At 36.2% G+C, this 16139-nt stretch carries 16 protein-coding genes and 1 pseudogene; 5 read left to right on the top strand and 12 right to left on the bottom strand.

All coding sequences use genetic code 11. The features are described 5' to 3' along the window. Positions 1-89: 89 nt before the first annotated feature. The 5 genes and pseudogenes from M2306_RS04250 to msrA form a co-directional block, all read right to left on the bottom strand. Positions 90-800, bottom strand: coding sequence for a LytR/AlgR family response regulator transcription factor (locus M2306_RS04250; RefSeq protein WP_115090527.1), 711 nt, complete (start codon positions 798-800; stop codon positions 90-92). Further along, on the bottom strand, positions 766-1506 hold the full coding sequence (locus M2306_RS04245; RefSeq protein ID WP_002985225.1) for a sensor histidine kinase: 741 nt from the start codon (positions 1504-1506) through the stop codon (positions 766-768). Before M2306_RS04245 ends, M2306_RS04250 begins: the two co-directional genes overlap by 35 nt. 271 nt (positions 1507-1777) lie before the next feature. Next, positions 1778-2191, bottom strand: coding sequence for a hypothetical protein (locus M2306_RS04240; protein WP_115090528.1), 414 nt, complete (start codon positions 2189-2191; stop codon positions 1778-1780). A gap of 112 nt (positions 2192-2303) precedes the next feature. Beyond that, positions 2304-2598: pseudogene (locus M2306_RS04235) on the bottom strand (hypothetical protein). Positions 2599-2606: 8 nt separating this feature from the next. Further along, positions 2607-3137, bottom strand: coding sequence for a peptide-methionine (S)-S-oxide reductase MsrA (msrA, locus tag M2306_RS04230; RefSeq protein WP_259188145.1), 531 nt, complete (start codon positions 3135-3137; stop codon positions 2607-2609). Between the two features lie 145 nt (positions 3138-3282). Between msrA and M2306_RS04225 the strand changes: the two genes are divergently transcribed. Next, entirely contained in the window at positions 3283-3951 is a 669-nt protein-coding gene (locus M2306_RS04225) for an ABC transporter ATP-binding protein (protein ID WP_115090531.1), read from the top strand. A 68-nt stretch (positions 3952-4019) separates the two neighbouring features. Here the strand turns inward: M2306_RS04225 and M2306_RS04220 are convergent, their stop codons facing one another. The 6 genes from M2306_RS04220 to M2306_RS04195 form a co-directional block, all read right to left on the bottom strand. Next, positions 4020-5045, bottom strand: a complete 1026-nt coding sequence (locus M2306_RS04220; protein ID WP_259188144.1) for a hypothetical protein — start codon at positions 5043-5045, stop codon at positions 4020-4022. 110 nt (positions 5046-5155) lie between these two features. Further along, positions 5156-5680: a hypothetical protein gene (locus tag M2306_RS04215; protein ID WP_259188142.1), complete on the bottom strand. Its 525-nt coding sequence runs from the start codon at positions 5678-5680 to the stop codon at positions 5156-5158. An 11-nt stretch (positions 5681-5691) separates the two neighbouring features. Beyond that, complete coding sequence (locus M2306_RS04210) at positions 5692-7146, bottom strand: DUF3570 domain-containing protein (protein WP_259188141.1); 1455 nt, start codon at positions 7144-7146, stop codon at positions 5692-5694. Positions 7147-7156: 10 nt separating this feature from the next. Then, positions 7157-7366: a DUF4266 domain-containing protein gene (locus M2306_RS04205; protein ID WP_230848010.1), complete on the bottom strand. Its 210-nt coding sequence runs from the start codon at positions 7364-7366 to the stop codon at positions 7157-7159. Between the two features lie 2 nt (positions 7367-7368). Further along, positions 7369-8298: an FAD:protein FMN transferase gene (locus M2306_RS04200; RefSeq protein WP_115090535.1), complete on the bottom strand. Its 930-nt coding sequence runs from the start codon at positions 8296-8298 to the stop codon at positions 7369-7371. A gap of 43 nt (positions 8299-8341) precedes the next feature. Then, on the bottom strand, positions 8342-8755 hold the full coding sequence (locus tag M2306_RS04195; RefSeq protein ID WP_259188139.1) for a thioredoxin family protein: 414 nt from the start codon (positions 8753-8755) through the stop codon (positions 8342-8344). Between the two features lie 553 nt (positions 8756-9308). Between M2306_RS04195 and M2306_RS04190 the strand changes: the two genes are divergently transcribed. The 4 genes from M2306_RS04190 to M2306_RS04175 all read left to right on the top strand — a co-directional run bounded on the left by M2306_RS04190 (position 9309) and on the right by M2306_RS04175 (position 14014). After that, positions 9309-10643 carry an autotransporter outer membrane beta-barrel domain-containing protein gene (locus tag M2306_RS04190; RefSeq protein ID WP_115090537.1) on the top strand — a complete coding sequence of 445 codons (1335 nt, stop codon included), beginning with the start codon at positions 9309-9311 and terminating at the stop codon, positions 10641-10643. Positions 10644-10669: 26 nt separating this feature from the next. After that, positions 10670-11743 (top strand): imelysin family protein, encoded by a 1074-nt coding sequence (locus M2306_RS04185; protein ID WP_259188138.1) that lies wholly within the window; start codon positions 10670-10672, stop codon positions 11741-11743. Positions 11744-11829: 86 nt separating this feature from the next. Next, entirely contained in the window at positions 11830-13215 is a 1386-nt protein-coding gene (locus M2306_RS04180) for a di-heme oxidoreductase family protein (RefSeq protein WP_259188136.1), read from the top strand. 40 nt (positions 13216-13255) lie between these two features. Further along, entirely contained in the window at positions 13256-14014 is a 759-nt protein-coding gene (locus M2306_RS04175; protein ID WP_259188134.1) for a TIGR02757 family protein, read from the top strand. Between the two features lie 153 nt (positions 14015-14167). Here M2306_RS04175 and M2306_RS04170 read toward each other — a convergent pair whose 3' ends face one another. Next, positions 14168-15949 (bottom strand): T9SS type B sorting domain-containing protein, encoded by a 1782-nt coding sequence (locus tag M2306_RS04170; protein WP_259188133.1) that lies wholly within the window; start codon positions 15947-15949, stop codon positions 14168-14170. Between the last annotated feature and the right edge of the window lie 190 nt (positions 15950-16139).

Below are 16139 nucleotides of genomic sequence, written 5' to 3'. Positions count from 1 at the left end.
CAAAACTCTGAAATTTATAGGTTCAAAAACCATGCCTTGAGTTCAAACCAAGCTTTCTTGTAATGAAACGCGAAATTCTTGTAATGAAATTATATCTTATCTAGGAAATCTGTTTTAAAAGTAACCCCTAAGGTCAATTCGAGGGGCTTTCCTTGCTCTGTAAATAGCTGGGTAGTGATCAAATCATGCCCAAAAAAGCGCACAATCTTCAACGCTATAATTTCGCGTTTATTGATGCGACAAAACTTATGAGCAGGTAATACCTCTACTAATTTATCTAATGCAATATTCTTAGCAATTAAATGCTGTTCACCTTCTAGAATAATTTCTTTATCGCGGCCGTCATTTTCACACGTTTTGATATAGAGAATATCATCAAACTGCAAAATGGCTTTCCCTTTGTTGGAATTGATGGTCAACGATGTATTTTGTTCGATGGGTTTCAACTGGCGCATTGCCTTTTGAATCGCGCGTTGCAATCGCTCTTTTTTTATGGGTTTAGCGATGTAATCGATTGCATCTACTTCAAAGGCTTCTAGGGCATATTCTTTATAAGCAGTAACAAATACAATTCCTTTGTTGGTCAGCAATTGAGCAACACTCAATCCATCCATACCAGGCATATTGATATCGAGAATCGCCAATTCAAAATCCAAAGAAGGGGCTTCTTCTAAAAATTGTGTGGGATCATCAAATACTTTCACGACTTCAATTTCGGGAATTTGTTCACATAACATCTTCAAGTATTTTAACCCCAACAACTCATCATCTAAGAGTATACATTTTAGCTTTGAAATCATACAAATTAATTTTTAAATGCATCGAGTGTACTTGCTCGTCTTCTGATTTTTCTAATTTATAGTAAGGACCGTAAATCAAATGCAAACGCTCACGCAATGCGGATAAACCATATCCTCCTTTTTCTTTTCTAAGCGAACCTTTGGAAGATTTCTTATTAGAAACAACTAAATCAAACTGTCCATTTTTTAATTTAAACAGAATGGTAATAAAGGCATCATTTCCTGTTAAATCTGCGTGCTTAAAGGCATTTTCAATCAACTCGACACAAATTAAAGGCGCAACTAAATCTTCTCCGTACAGTGCCTCTACTTCTCCAATATTCGAGCGAACATCCAAGCGAAAAAGAGGATTCAACTTAATCTTATTAATATCAATCAAACGCAAGGCAAATTCGTGTTCTTCTTTTAACGTTACTAGTTTACGTTGACTATCATATAAGATATAATCCAGTACACCTGCCATCTTATCCAAGGCATAATACGTCTGGTAAGCATGAGATTGAATGGAATTTAAAATATTTTTGAACAAATGAGGGTCCAACCTCGATTCTAAGTTCTCTAATTGCAGATATTTGATTTTAGTATCAAATAAATCCTTTTCTTTTTCAAAAGCAACGCGCTGCTTGTTGTATTGTAATAAAAAGTACAACAAGATCCCAACGATAATCAATAACAACAAGATGATAAAAAGATATAAATACTTCATGCTCTGCTCTTTTAGCTACTATTTTTCAACTGCGAATTTCTACCGTGTGGCTCTTCCTTATGAGGATTATGGCAATACGGTTTAGTCGAATCAGTTGAATATTTCAGCGGTTTACGCTCTAGTATTGCTAACAAATGTACAGTTTTCTCTGTATATACTCTTTCCTTCGATTGGAATATTTAATATTCCTTGTACAAAACAAAAAAAGAGAAGTTCATTTTAAACTTCTCTTTTTACACCCAAACATGAGTTATAATATGTTGTGCTAATTCTAGAAATCGATCTTAGCAATCTTGAATTCATCTCCTCTTTTGATTAAATGAAATTTCTCAACTGCTGCCGTTTTATCGTATTGAACATCGTATTCAAATTCGAATTCTTTAATTTTTTCTTTTTTGTTTTCCTCTGTCATATCGCCTTCTCTAAAAACAGCTTTAACGATATGTCCGAGTTCTGCTTGTCTCTCCTTTAATTTAGCATAAAACTCCGCTTCTGTCGTTGTTTTAAAAAAATCTTGGTCGAGATATTGTTTCAAATCGTCATACTTTTCTTCTCCTAAATTATAGTAATACCAACCTATTAAAGTTTTTCCTGCATTCTCATCCCCCAACGCTCTACTGTTTTTTGTTTCTTTACAACTAACGAATAGAAAAACGCTACAAATAATCACAAATAAGTTTCTCATAAAAATTATGGTTTATAGTTAATCAATGCTTTCCCACCTCCAAGCTTATTGTTGGAAGCACTTTAAAGTTAAGAAAAATTTATGATTTTAACAAAATAAAAAACAATATTTATTAGAAACTTTTCTTCTGAAAATAATAGGTATACACCCAGGTTAAGGTAAAGGGTTGGAATGATATCCAATCCTGGAGATAGCTCTTCCACAAAATTGACTAATGCTCCTACTTTCCCTACTTTCCCAGGGTACATTTTGGCTAAGATAAAAGCCGATATCGGGGCCCAAATCACGTCGCTAAATTCTCCTAAGCCAGGAATCAAATAGCTTGCCATCCCTAATAAATCAAGGAATAGACCAATAATCAACTGTCTTGTTTTGAGTGAATTTGTTTGTGTTTGTTGCTCTTGCATGGGTCGGTTTATTTTAATTTAGAAGTGTAATTCTTTTTAAATTTTTCGACTTTTGGTTTTACCACCATCTGACAATACGGGTTTTCTGTTCCTTTGCGTTCAAAGTAGTTTTTGTGATACTCTTCTGCTACATAAAAGGTTGAAGCGGGACTTACTTGTGTAACTATAGGTTGATCAAAAACCTTTTCGTCATTTAAAATTCCGATATATTCTAAAGCAGCTTGTTTTTGTCCTTCATCTACATAGAAAATTTCACTTCTATATTGTGTCCCCACATCCTCTCCTTGTCGATTTAACGTCGTTGGATTGTGTGTCGCAAAAAAGATTTCCAATAATTCAGTATAACTAATCTCATGTTCATTATAGGTGATCTCAATGGCTTCTGCGTGCCCTGTTTCTCCAGTACAAACTTCTTCATAAGTAGGATTCGCCTTCGCTCCTCCAATATACCCTGGAACTGCGTCGATTACACCTTTTAAACTTTTAAATACCGCTTCTGTACACCAGAAACATCCCCCTGCTACTATTGCTTTTTTCATTTATTCTATACTTTACTACTTCTTTTTACTAGGTCTAAGTTATTAATTATCATTGGAAGTCAACAATCATTTGAAATATTTTTCCTTTTTTAATTTTTAATTGAAGTAAAACATTGTTATTTTGTAATCGATCAAAGACAGTATTATGATACGAGCGACGAATATTAGAAAATCCTATGACCAGTTAGAAGTTTTAAAAGGAGTTGATATCCACATCAAAGAGCGAGAAATCATCTCTATTGTGGGTGCATCTGGTGCTGGGAAAACAACCTTACTTCAAATTTTAGGGACATTGGACAAACCTACTATTCAACCAAATAGCTCTCTTGTCATCAATAATACGGATGTTTTACAGTTGAAAGACAAAGAAATTTCTACCTTCCGAAATCTCAACTTGGGATTTATTTTTCAATTTCATCAACTACTTCCGGAGTTTAATGCCTTAGAAAATGTATGTATTCCAGCCTTTATTGCAGGAAGAGAGAAAAAAGAAACGGAACAAGAAGCTAAAAGACTATTGGACTATTTAGGTGTTTCACATCGATCACACCATTTTCCTTCCGAACTATCTGGAGGAGAACAACAGCGTGTTGCCGTTGCTAGAGCCTTAATTAATAAACCCAAAGTAATCTTCGCTGATGAACCATCGGGTAATTTAGATACAAAAACGGCAGAGAACTTACATAATCTCTTCTTCCAATTGAGAGAAGAATTTGGTCAAACTTTTGTTATAGTAACACATAATGAAGAACTAGCTGATATGGCTGACCGCAAACTCATCATGACCGATGGTTTGATGACTAGTAATTCATAGCCTTGATATAAAATAAAAAAGGGTAGCTCAAATGAGTTACCCTTTTTTGTATCCACTTACAAAGCTGTTTATTTCTTTTGCAACGTCAATTTGATACCGTTACTTGGAATCATGCTATCTAAGTATAAGGTTCCAACAATTTCTCTATTGGTATAGCTCGATACTTTAAAGTAATACTTGATTGTTGAGTGCTTATCCTCAAGAAGCAAGGTACTTGAATTATACAAACTGTAATAACGCATTTCATCAACAAGGTACAATACCGGATTGTATTTGCCCATATTCTTAGCTTCCGCTTCCATCTTTTCTGATTTGAACTTCATTTTGATCACATACTCAGTGTTATTATCTTCATATCCTCTCCATTCACCATAGAACATTTGTAAATTGATATTCACGTGATTGTCGTCATCATCGTCTCCTCCACCAGTTCCTGGATCCACATCTACTACGCGTTCCAATTGTCCTGTTTTACCATTTTTAAAACCATCTTTGATAATCATATCAACATCTAGTAAATTGGCCGTATAGTTCGAAATATTAATTACTCCATAGTCACCGTCTTGAGAACTCCCTTCGACTAAAGTTAACTGTACTCTATTTCCCTTTACGGTATAGGTTCCTTTTTTCTCTTCTCCTCCTTGTGTATAAGTAAAGTTCATGTCTTTTTTAAATTCGAAAATAGTTTCTACTGTAGACGGAATAAACTTCCATTTTCCGGTTACTACTGCATCAACATCCTCTTTGTCCATGAAGCGGATCTCAACCGTATTACTGGTTTTAAACCCTGCCTTTTGGGCATAAACTTTAAAACTGGCTGCTGTTTTTGAAGAAAAAGTAGTAGCATTTAAGGCTTGTTCATTGACAAAAAGCTTCGCATCTGTCACGACATTTCCCTTTTCATCGACAACTTTAAACGAGATATCTTCATTTACAAAAGCGTCCTTCGGGCTAGCCGTTAACCTCAAAGTAGGCAATTTGGTTGTGGGTGTAGTATCTGGATCTACTGTATTATCATCTCCTTTACTACAACTAGTTACCATAATAAATAGTAACATTAGGACATTCAATAATCCTGCTTTTTTAAAACTCATAGTGTGTGTGTTTAAAATAATTATAATTATGTGTGCTACTTAGCACTATTGATACAACTTTGGATTCAACCCTTTGAATTCCTTTATATTCTTGTGATTATTGGGCTATTTTACTGTTTCTTATAGACTGAATAACTGCTATGCGTTTTGCCTGCTAAACGGGTTTCTTGCTCTAGATAAAAGGTTTTTTTATCTGCACTGAAAAAAAGCTCAACTGTTTTATTTTCAGTTGTATTTGTTCCTTTCAGTTGATACTTATCTCCTCCTATTTTCGTCCAGGTTCCTAAGACTACTCCATTGGATTTGCAGTTAATCGTATTATCAATTTCAGTATAATAGTCATCATCACTTCCAAAAATGCTAATTCCTGCGCTTTTACTTGGCTCACCTGCGGCTTTGTATTTCACGCGCTCCTGGCTATAGGTTTCATGGGAATACTGATCCTTTCCGAATACATAAACTTCTTTGAGATCACAGATTCCCAACGTTATCAAACGATCATTTTCTATTCTTTCTCTCAATCTCCAAATCCCAACGAGGTCTTCTTTAGGCGTATCTGAGGAATCGTCATTTTTATTACATCCTAGTAACAAAAGGAATAGGCCTATGACAGCTAAACTTCCTGCTCTTTTCATCTCTTCTAAATTTATTGTACAAATTTTAATCCAACACTTACGATATTCGCACTTAACCCATCGTTTCGATCATAGTAGTTATACCTGATTTCAAAATTTTTCAAGGAGAAACCGCCAATTGCTGCTTTGCTAAAAGGATTGTTGTAAACCAAACCACCTCCATACTGATGACTATCAAAGGCGGATAAGTCATAATCAGAAGTGTAATATTTTTGCTTGGTTGTATGTTGACCAAAGGGAGCAAAGTATTTAGTTTCACTTTGGGTATAGAAACGATACATCAGAAATAGTGTAATGCGTTCTGATATTTTTACAGGCAATTCCAAACTAAAAGTATGTGATCGCAGTTCCCAGTCATCCGTATAAAAACGGTAATAGCTGCGTAGAGTTAACCAATTGTTGACGTAATAATTCAGACGCATACCAATCGGTAATTTAAAACGCGTATCAGGTAGGCGTTCGATGTCATCTGCTAAGCGATACACTTCTGTATTTTGCGGAGAATCATAGAGTGGAATATAATTCGGCGTACCTATATAGTAAGCGGGTTTATCTGCAAAATAGATGCGGTGATAAGGCGTTGATAGCAATCCCTTTTGATATAAAACATCCGCAAATACAGCGAGTTGCATTTTTTCTGTTACAATTTGTGTGGCGAATAATGAAACCGCGTATGAATTGCGTTTATAATCATCAAAAGCGACAAATCGATCAGGTAAATATTTAGTAGATACATTTCCGTTTTGGTCATAAATTTCCACATTAGCAAAATAGCCTGCATTTTGGAAATTGGTCCCATAGGTATGATATTCATCTAATTCAGTAGGATAGAAAGGCTTCCACGTATCAAAATAAGCATTAGCTTTTAGCCCAACTTCCGTATTCTTTTCATTGAAGAGCTTTGTTACACCAATGCCTACGCCGATGGATTCATAATCAAACTCTCTTGCAACAGCAGCATTAACCGTAAGAATGGTGTTTCTATCATCCGAACTGTGGCTGTAATTCGCCCCCAAATTGTACAAGACATCTTTGCGAGAAGGCCCTGTTGAGGCATACCAAGGGCTACCATATTGCAGTGTTTTAGTACTTTCAACCGAAGTAGCACCTGTAGAAGCCCCCGTAGCATTTACTTGCGTAATCTGTCTACTCATAAAAGGGTTGATATTACTTGAAGACGCTGAAGTATAAGCTGAAAATCCCACATCAAAAGACAATACTCCATCCAAACGCACTGGAATAGACAAAATCATATTTCCGGCGTAATTATCCAGTTCTTCCGTTCCCATTCCGCCATTTACAGCCGAATGCTTTCCTTTTTGATCATAATAACTACCTAAAAAGTCAAGTTCTGTTGTTTCCAAGACTTTCTTTTTATAGCTGGGCGGGGTCGAGTTATGTTCTTGTGCAGATAGCAATCCTGATACACAGGTTAAAGACATTAAAGTAATGAGTCGTTTTTTCATTGTTTTTTATTTAATTGCATCCACAACCTCCACCCGTTTTACCTCCATTGGCGCCCGAAGCCCCTTCTCTGTACACCTGAAAATTAGTTTCATAGCGTTCGCATGTATGCGCACTTAGTACCATATCGGGATCATTGATGTATTGCTTCTCGTATTCTTTGACCGTCTGACAGGACGGGAGAAGCAAGACCAAACATCCCATGTAAAATAGTTTTCTCATTGTTAAATCGTATTGGTTTTAATGTTATTTGAGGTGAATAAATTGGCTTTATGATCGACAATAACACAACTAGCACTGGGAATCTGGTTGATGAGGTGCAAGCCCGTTTCAATTCCCATCACGGCAATAGATGTTGAGATTCCGTTAGCCAATTCTGCTTTAGGAGCAAAAACAGTAACACTTGCTATTTCTGTTGTGGGCATCCCAGTGCGAGGATCAATAATATGTGAGTATTTTTTATCGCCGATGACCGCGTATTTTTCATACGTTCCCGAAGTGACAACAGCGCTATTTTCTAAAGGAAACGTAGCGAAAACCTTTGCTTTATTTAGGGGATTTACGATGCCAACCGACCAAGGTTTTCCATCAGGTTGAGTTCCCCAAGCTGCCATATCCCCTGAAGCATTAACGATTCCTGCCCGCACGCCGTGTTGCATTAAAAAAGCTTTTGCACAATCCGCTGCATAGGCTTTTCCGATAGAACCAAAACCTATTTTCATCTTTTTTTGCGCTAAAAAAAGCGTTTGATTTGCTCGATCCAATTGAATCTTTTGATAGCCCACATGTTGAATAGCCACTTTTAATTCAGCAAAAGAAGGAAGCTTTTTCATGGTCCCATCATAGGTCCAAATTTGATTCAAACCCGCCATGGTAATGTCAAAAGCACCCTCGGTAAGTTTGGAAAAATTCAACGCGCGAGCAGTTAGTTCCAAAAGCTCTTCAGGAACTTGCACAGGCTGCATACCAGCATGAGCGTTGACAATAGAAACAGGGGTATCAGGCATCCACTCTGAAAGTAGATACTCTATGCGTTTCATTTCGGCTATGGCCCCATCAATTAAAGCTTGAGCTACTTCTAACTGATCAGCGACTATAGTAACATCGAAATTACATCCCATGAGGAAAAACGCTCGACTAAAAATGGAAGACATAGTAAAGGGAATGAAGAAAAATGGATGCTAAACCGTTTTTATTTTATTGAATAAATTCACGTAGTTTTTTGATATAGGCTGCAGGAGTATCTTTCGAATAACTCAATTTTCCTAGTACTTTTCCCGTAGAATTTAATACCACAACCAAAGGAAAATACCCTTCTTGGTTGTACTGATCAGCCAATTGACCATTCTCTTTCTTAACCTCAGCAGGTAACTTTGATTTCTTTAAAAAATCAGCCTTGTACAACACCCAATTCTTCTTTTCTGCTTCAAAAAGAGCAGATTGAAAAATTTCCTTTTCTAATTTGATACAAGGAGCACACCAATCTGAGCCAGCAAAAACTAACATAACAGGTTTGTCTTCTGCAGTTGCCTTTTTTAGAGCTTCGTTAAATGTTTGGCCTACGCAAAAATTGGTTACTACAAAGGCACAGAGTACATATAATTTTTTCATATTTCTTTGGGGTTATATTTTTAATCCTTCTTCATTCGCTATTGCCTTTTTCAACTTTTATTCAGCTACTTCCCTTCTTTCATCCTGAGAAAACGAAACTCAAATTCGTCCCCTTTGGCGAAAAGAAAACAAGAAAATATCCTAATCTTTATTTGTTAATTATAAGTCAATACCTCGTGAAGTATATGCTAATTTCGAGGGCAAATATATATTTATTTAGACCAAATAAAAACAAATAAGTTAAAATTTTACTTCAAAAAACCAATAATGCTCTTTTCTATTCCATTTTACTCCATGAAAATTCATTTTTTAGCACAAAATTTAAATCAAATTCAAAAAATAATTTACCATTTTTTACATATATTAAATTTATTTCTTAAAAACAAATGAATATAATCAACGTTTAACCTAAAAATCAGACATACCCCTACCAAACAGCAATTCTTAATTCTTGTACAAAGTTAAAAAAATCTTATATTTTATTTTTAATAAATCTAAATAAACATATATTTGCGTCAAAATTTACTGAATTTATTCACCTCATAACCACTTTATGAAAACAAGATTACTGGTTTGTTTGGCCTTACAATGCTTCCTTACGCAAGCCCAAGACAAAGACGCTATTCCGCTTCAACAACTCAAAGAAGAATTAAAAAAAGAAATCCTCGAAGAGCTTAAAGAGGACAAGAAAAAATTAGTCAGCTTAAACAACTTTACACTAAGTGGCTATGGCGCTGTTAATTATTACAACTATGGCCGTTATGATACAGATCCAAACATCAAAAATAAATTTGATGCGGAACGATTGAATTTGTATTTAGGCTATCGCTTCAATGATTGGATTAGCTTAAAAACGGAAATCGAATATGAACATGGCGGAACGGGTTCTACCATAGAGCTTGATACACAGGAGGAATTCGGTGAGTATGAGAAAGAAATTGAATCAGGAGGAGAAGTAAAATTAGAGCAAATTCACATTGATTTCAAAATTCGCCCCTACTTCAATGTTCGCGTTGGACGCATGAAACTACACCTGAGTTTGGCTCAAAATCTCGATCGTCCAACACAGTATTTCACAACATATCGACAAGAAATGGAGAATGAAATGCTTCCTCTGGGGTGGTATGAGAACGGAATTCAATTCTACGGTACATTCTTAAAAAATAGATTCAGCTATGAATTTTCCATTACCAATGGATTGGATGCTACTGGATTTAGCTCGAGAAATTGGATAAAAAGAGGGCATCAAACCCGATTTGAAATGGCTGTTGGCAATAGTTTAGCGTACGCTGCTAGACTTGATTACAAATTTGGTACCAATAAAAACACATTTGCAGGAGTTTCAGCCTACATCAACGATGCAGCGGCTAATAGACCTAAAAATGACATGGATGTTTCTGCTTATGTCAGCATCCTAGAAGCCCATGTGAGTTATGATGAGAACTACCTAAAATTTAGTTCTGTATTCTTATATGGAAATGTAGAGAACTCTAACATTGTCAGCCGAAAAAATGCCAATCTTTCCAATAACCTAGGGGTTAAACGCACACCTGTAGGGAAAAATATGATTGGTTTTTCAGGGGATATTGGGTATGAGGTGCTCCACTTTTTCAACAATACAACAACGCAAAAACTCTATCCTTTTGTGCGTTACGAATACTATGACACCATGCATGAAACAGAAGGTGCTGTAGTTCGAAAACCACGTTGGGAAAGAAGTGTTTGGACCAGCGGAATCAACTGGTTTGTTCACCCACAGATCGTAGTTAAGGCGCATTATGCAACAAGACGACTAGGCTCAGACCACTTTGATCCGGTGACTTCTTTAAATACAGGAAACAAACAGAAAGAGAATACGTTCTCTGCAGGAATTGGATTTACTTTTTAATTATAAAAAACAAATAGTATAAAATAATGAGAAACAAATTTTTAGCTTTAGGATTGGTTGCTACTTCTTTCATGATGATGAACTGTAGTAATAATGATGACTCCTCGACAGACACCAAAAAGGATGATTTATACGCAACTGTAATTTCAGATTTAACAGGAAGTGTTGTTACAGAAACCTATCGCGATCTAAATGACAAGGCCAATGCCTTGAGAAAAGCGATCAGCAACTTTACAGCTAACGCAACAGATGCGAATTTAGAATTAGCTAAACAAGCGTGGATTGAAACGAGAAAACCTTGGGAGCAATCAGAAGGGTTCTTATATGGCCCTGTAGATACAGAGGGAATCGACCCTGCTATGGACACTTGGCCTGTGGATGTAGAAGCGATGAACAACATCTTGAGAAGTAATCAAGTAATCACTGCTTCTTTAATTAGTTCGAATAACGAAGCACGTGGTTTTCACTTAATTGAGTTCCTATTATGGGGAGAAACAGGTTCAAAAAAAGCGGCAGATATTACTACTAGACAAAAAGAATACTTGAAAGCTGCTACAGAAGACTTACAACAAAATACGCAATTGCTTTATGATCAATGGAAAGTTGATGGTGGAAATTACGCTGCAGTCTTCAATTCAGCGGGAATAAACTCGACAAAATACCCTTCAAAAGCAGCAGCATTAGAAGAAATTGTCGATGGATTAATTACCATTGCCGATGAAGTAGGAACAGGTAAAATTGAAGATCCATTAAACTCAGAAGGAAGTACTCCTTATCCAGAAAAAGAAGAATCTCGTTTTAGTAACAATTCTAAAAGAGACTTCGCAGACAACATGAGAAGTATTGAAAATATCTATTTAGGCAAATACAATAAATCGGTTAAAGGATTATCTGAAATTGTTGCTGGAGATAACAAAGCCTTAGATACGGAAATCAAAACAGCAATCACCGCGGCAATTACAGCTATTGAAGCAATTCCTGGAACCTTTACAGAAGCTATTTATAGCCATAGACCAGAAGTAATCAAAGCGCAAAACATTGTTAATGATTTATCTACTTTATTAGAGTCTAAATTGAAACCTTATATCAATAGTCTTTAATTCATCTTACTAACCCAACCTATAAAAGAATACACCCCAAAAGGTGTATTCTTTTTCCATAGAACACCCTCTGATTTCCATTTATAATGAAATACATTTCACTTCTTACCGTACTTCTTTTTTCTTCTTTTTTTATCTCTTGTTCTAGTGATGATGCTACGCCTTATGAAGAACTTCCTTCTTTGTTGGATCGTCAATTGGCGGGTGGAGCCACTACTATTTTTATCAATACCAGTAATGCGTATGGTACTCCTGCTCCTAATTTATCAGGAGCTGACCTAGCCTTACATCTAACAGGAGACTTGACTTTTGAATCGGTTTATGTGACTCCTCCGAATAAAGTAAACGGTGGTTTAGGTCCAATTTTTAATAATTCTTCCTGCATCTCTTGTCATCCCAAAGATGGCAGGGCTCCCTTCCCTACTAACCTCAATGCAAGAAGTGGTTTTTTCATGCGCGTAAGTATACCAGGCATCGCGGATAACGGAGGCCCCGTTCCTGTTCCCGGTTTTGGATTACAAATACAAAATCAGGCGGTATTTGGTGTGGAACCAGAGGCTCAATTTCAGGTTACTTATTCCACTATCGTAGAAGAATTAGCAGACGGAACGAAAGTAACTTTGCGTAAACCGCACTATAGTTTGGTCGAATCTTATATTCCCATTCCCGCTAATATCTTGTTATCTCCGCGTATTGGTTCTCCAGTATTTGGTTTAGGCTTACTAGAAGCTATTCCTGAAGCAGACATTCTTGCTCAAATTGATGCAAACGATGCCAATCAAGATGGCATTTATGGAAAGGCTAATTATGTATACGATGTGATTTCCAAACAAACAAAATTAGGACGCTTTGGATGGAAAGCCAATACGGCCTCACTCCTAGAGCAATGTGCAGCTGCTTTCAACAATGACATGGGAATTACCAACTATGTATTTCCTTATGAAACGGGATATGGACAGACCAATGGAGATGATGGCTTGAAGGCTGGACTAGAAGTATCCAATGCTCTTGTTGATGCGGTCACTTTTTATACCCAAACCTTGGCAGTCCCAGCTTCTCGCTTTCACGACAATCAAAATGTCCGCAATGGCGCGCGTATCTTTGAAGAAATTGATTGTGCAAAATGCCATGTTCCGAAACAAAAAACTGGACCTAGTCCAATCAAAGCCTTAGCACATCAAACCATTTATCCATATACGGATATGTTGTTGCACGATATGGGGGAAGATTTAGCCGATGGTCGACCGGACTTTATGGCAACGGGCAGAGAATGGAAAACGAGACCTCTTTGGGGCATTGGTTTTCAGTATTTAGTCAACGGACATACGCAGTTCTTACACGATGGTCGAGCAGCCAATTTAACGGAAGCTATTCTTTGGCATGGTGGTGAAGCACAACGCGCTAAAGATAAATTCAAACAGTTGTCCAAAAAGGAAAGAGAAGATCTATTATCCTTTTTGAATTCGCTTTAAAACAACGGTTTTCTTTAGGTTTAATTCCTACCTTTGTTAGATGAATAAAGCTGAACTCAAAGAATTTTTAGACGAGAAAGTACTGTTGTACAACAATCCCTCTTTTATAGTGGATGATCCTGTACAAATTCCACATTTATATACGCAAAAAGAAGATATTGAAATTGGAGGTTTTCTAAGTGCAACCATTGCTTGGGGGAATCGCAAAATGATCATCAAAAATGCGCATAAAATGATGGAACTGATGGGCAATTCTCCCTATGATTTCGTCATGAATCACAACGAAGATCATCTAGATGCTTTAGCTGGATTTGTTCACCGTACCTTTAACAGTATGGACTTCGCTACTTTTATTCAGGCTTTACAGCATATCTACCGCCATCATGGAGGTTTAGAAGGAGTATTTAGCGATTCTTCCCTGCCTCTACAGGAGCGTATTTCAAAATTTAAAACTTTATTTTTTGAAATTCAACATCAACAACGTACGCAAAAGCACATCTCTGATCCATTAAAAGGATCGGCTGCAAAACGCATTAATATGTATCTCCGTTGGATGGTGCGCCAAGACAATGCTGGTGTTGATTTCGGGTTATGGAAAGGCGTATCTCCTAGTGAGTTGTCTTGTCCGTTAGATGTACATTCAGGGAATATGGCCCGTAAACTGGGCATTTTAAAACGCACACAAAATGATGCCAAAGCGCTATTGGAATTGGATACGGCTTTGCGTGAATTAGATCCTGTTGATCCCGTGAAATACGATTTTGCGTTGTTTGGATTGGGCGCGATTGAGAAGTTTTGATTTTTTAGTTATGGGAAATGGGTTATGAGATTATGGTTATGGGTGAACGTAGAAGCAAATGGCAATTTGCCCTTATACAAGAAAATTTATAATAAAAATAATCTACCAAAAGACAAACCGAGCAAAGAGCAAACCTCACAAAAAACAAACCTCCTAATACATCAACTGAACCCAACCCGAAAGCGTTTCTCCCTTATTCGTTACAATCTTATAAAAATACGTTCCACTAGGTAATAGCGTAGTACTGGAATTCGTTTGCCCAAACCATTCGTTCTTGTAGTTTTTCTTGTCATACACTTTCATCCCATAGCGATTGAAAATCTGAAGAGAAACTCCTCCAAAATGGCTGAGATCAAAGGTATCATTTAATCCATCGCCTTGAGGGGAAATACCTTTGGGAATAAAACAAAGGTTTTTATTTTCGATTTCGATCGTATTGGTGCTAACACAACCTAAAGTATTAGTCATACTTACCGTTACTATATTTTGATTATCATGTAGTAGATTAGCATATTTCGACAACTGAATCGTTGGAGACGATTCATCAATTGCTATGCCATTAATCTGCCATTGGAATTGATGTTCTAATTCTGGGTTTAACACTTCTACATAAAGCTCATTTTTGGTACAATAAGAATTCAATAAAGGAGTGTCTATTCGTTTAACTTCTACTGTTACTTTTACAGGTACAGCACAATCATGCCCTACGGGTGTAAAGGTGTATGTCGTTGTTTGCTGGTTGTCAATAGTGGGCGCCCAAACACCTCGAATACTGTTATTCGATACTTCTGGTAAAACCAACATACTTCCTTCACAGATAAAAGAAGGAAGGGTAAATTCAGGGGTTACTATATCGACTATTTCTATTGTAACAGAAGTTTCTAATGCACAAGAACCGGCTTCTGGTGTAAACGTATACGTCGTTGTTGTTTGATTATTAATCTCAGGAGACCAACTGCCTACTATTCCATTTTCTGAAACACTTGATAAAGTAATTGTCGTTCCTTTACATCTTGTTGTTACTATATCAAAAATAGGTTTTATATGGGGTTCAATAATTTCAACGGTTAATGTTACAGATTCAGCTTCAGCATCATCAGGAGTAAACGTATAGGTTGTTGTTTCTTGGTTATTAATGGTTGGGGACCAACTCCCTGTCCAACCATTCTCTGATACTTCTGGTAAAGTAAAAATAATCCCTTTACAAAAGGGACCTATGGGCTGAAAGGATGGTATTAAGTCTATAATATAAAAATCATCAAAATAATAATATGTTACATTATCTAATGCAGTAAAATGAGTTAATCTGTTTAAATTAGGTTCAATTCTCGTTTCAGACGAAGGAAAAAAATTATTTATAACAAAATATTTTTGTCCAGAAATTTGAGGAGTGAATTCCAATTCTACTAGATACCAACCTTCCGTTTCTCTAATTACTTCTAAGTAATTAACATCAGGAACTAGATTATAACCATCACGTACTTGATCATAAGGTTCTTGTAAAAATTTGACTCCAAAATTATTTATTGCTATTCCACTATTATTAGCCAACGAAGTATAAAATTTTATTTTATACTTATTTCCTGCAATTAAAGGAGATTGTAATTCCCCTTGTATCGCCTCAAGTCCTATTCCGAATGCAACCATACTTTTTCCTGTTCTAGGTGGTAGAAAATTATTTAGAACAAAGGAAGTATTTAAAGGATGTGACTGACAATTTACATCAACACTCATATGATAGATATCTGCAGATCCTATTACTGATTTCCAATTTTCTATTGCCATTTCCAATTCTCCATTCGGTAAATAACCTCTACAAAGTAAAGCCTCCTCATTCACCTTCTCAAAACTGGGATTGAGTACTAGGTTTTGTTGTCCGTATAAGGCATTCATATAAAAACAAAAGAAAACAACAACGCAAGCAAAATATCTCATAAGTTTCTGATTTAATAGGCAATCTATAAATATATGTTAATTTTAACAAAAATAAAATCTATTTTAAAATATTATTTTTTTAATATCCTAACTTTTATCTATATCCTTTTAAGTATTCAGTTCTATATGTACTTGAGATGAATGGTTACAAACGACAATGCCGGCGTAGATTTTGGTATTTGGAAAGGCG

Origin of the sequence: Myroides gitamensis (genome assembly GCF_029894455.1) — a bacterium.
In the GTDB taxonomy this organism is placed as follows: Bacteria; Bacteroidota; Bacteroidia; order Flavobacteriales; family Flavobacteriaceae; genus Flavobacterium; species Flavobacterium odoratum.
This window is presented reverse-complemented; position numbering and strand designations above follow the sequence as displayed.

Coding starts and splice junctions, on each gene's coding strand:
- M2306_RS04250 (WP_115090527.1), bottom strand. CDS start 800: ATGATTTCAAAGCTAAAATGTATACTCTTAGATGATGAGTTGTTGGGG.
- M2306_RS04245 (WP_002985225.1), bottom strand. CDS start 1,506: ATGAAGTATTTATATCTTTTTATCATCTTGTTGTTATTGATTATCGTT.
- M2306_RS04240 (WP_115090528.1), bottom strand. CDS start 2,191: ATGAGAAACTTATTTGTGATTATTTGTAGCGTTTTTCTATTCGTTAGT.
- msrA (WP_259188145.1), bottom strand. CDS start 3,137: ATGAAAAAAGCAATAGTAGCAGGGGGATGTTTCTGGTGTACAGAAGCG.
- M2306_RS04225 (WP_115090531.1), top strand. CDS start 3,283: ATGATACGAGCGACGAATATTAGAAAATCCTATGACCAGTTAGAAGTT.
- M2306_RS04220 (WP_259188144.1), bottom strand. CDS start 5,045: ATGAGTTTTAAAAAAGCAGGATTATTGAATGTCCTAATGTTACTATTT.
- M2306_RS04215 (WP_259188142.1), bottom strand. CDS start 5,680: ATGAAAAGAGCAGGAAGTTTAGCTGTCATAGGCCTATTCCTTTTGTTA.
- M2306_RS04210 (WP_259188141.1), bottom strand. CDS start 7,146: ATGAAAAAACGACTCATTACTTTAATGTCTTTAACCTGTGTATCAGGA.
- M2306_RS04205 (WP_230848010.1), bottom strand. CDS start 7,366: ATGAGAAAACTATTTTACATGGGATGTTTGGTCTTGCTTCTCCCGTCC.
- M2306_RS04200 (WP_115090535.1), bottom strand. CDS start 8,298: ATGTCTTCCATTTTTAGTCGAGCGTTTTTCCTCATGGGATGTAATTTC.
- M2306_RS04195 (WP_259188139.1), bottom strand. CDS start 8,755: ATGAAAAAATTATATGTACTCTGTGCCTTTGTAGTAACCAATTTTTGC.
- M2306_RS04190 (WP_115090537.1), top strand. CDS start 9,309: ATGAAAACAAGATTACTGGTTTGTTTGGCCTTACAATGCTTCCTTACG.
- M2306_RS04185 (WP_259188138.1), top strand. CDS start 10,670: ATGAGAAACAAATTTTTAGCTTTAGGATTGGTTGCTACTTCTTTCATG.
- M2306_RS04180 (WP_259188136.1), top strand. CDS start 11,830: ATGAAATACATTTCACTTCTTACCGTACTTCTTTTTTCTTCTTTTTTT.
- M2306_RS04175 (WP_259188134.1), top strand. CDS start 13,256: ATGAATAAAGCTGAACTCAAAGAATTTTTAGACGAGAAAGTACTGTTG.
- M2306_RS04170 (WP_259188133.1), bottom strand. CDS start 15,949: ATGAGATATTTTGCTTGCGTTGTTGTTTTCTTTTGTTTTTATATGAAT.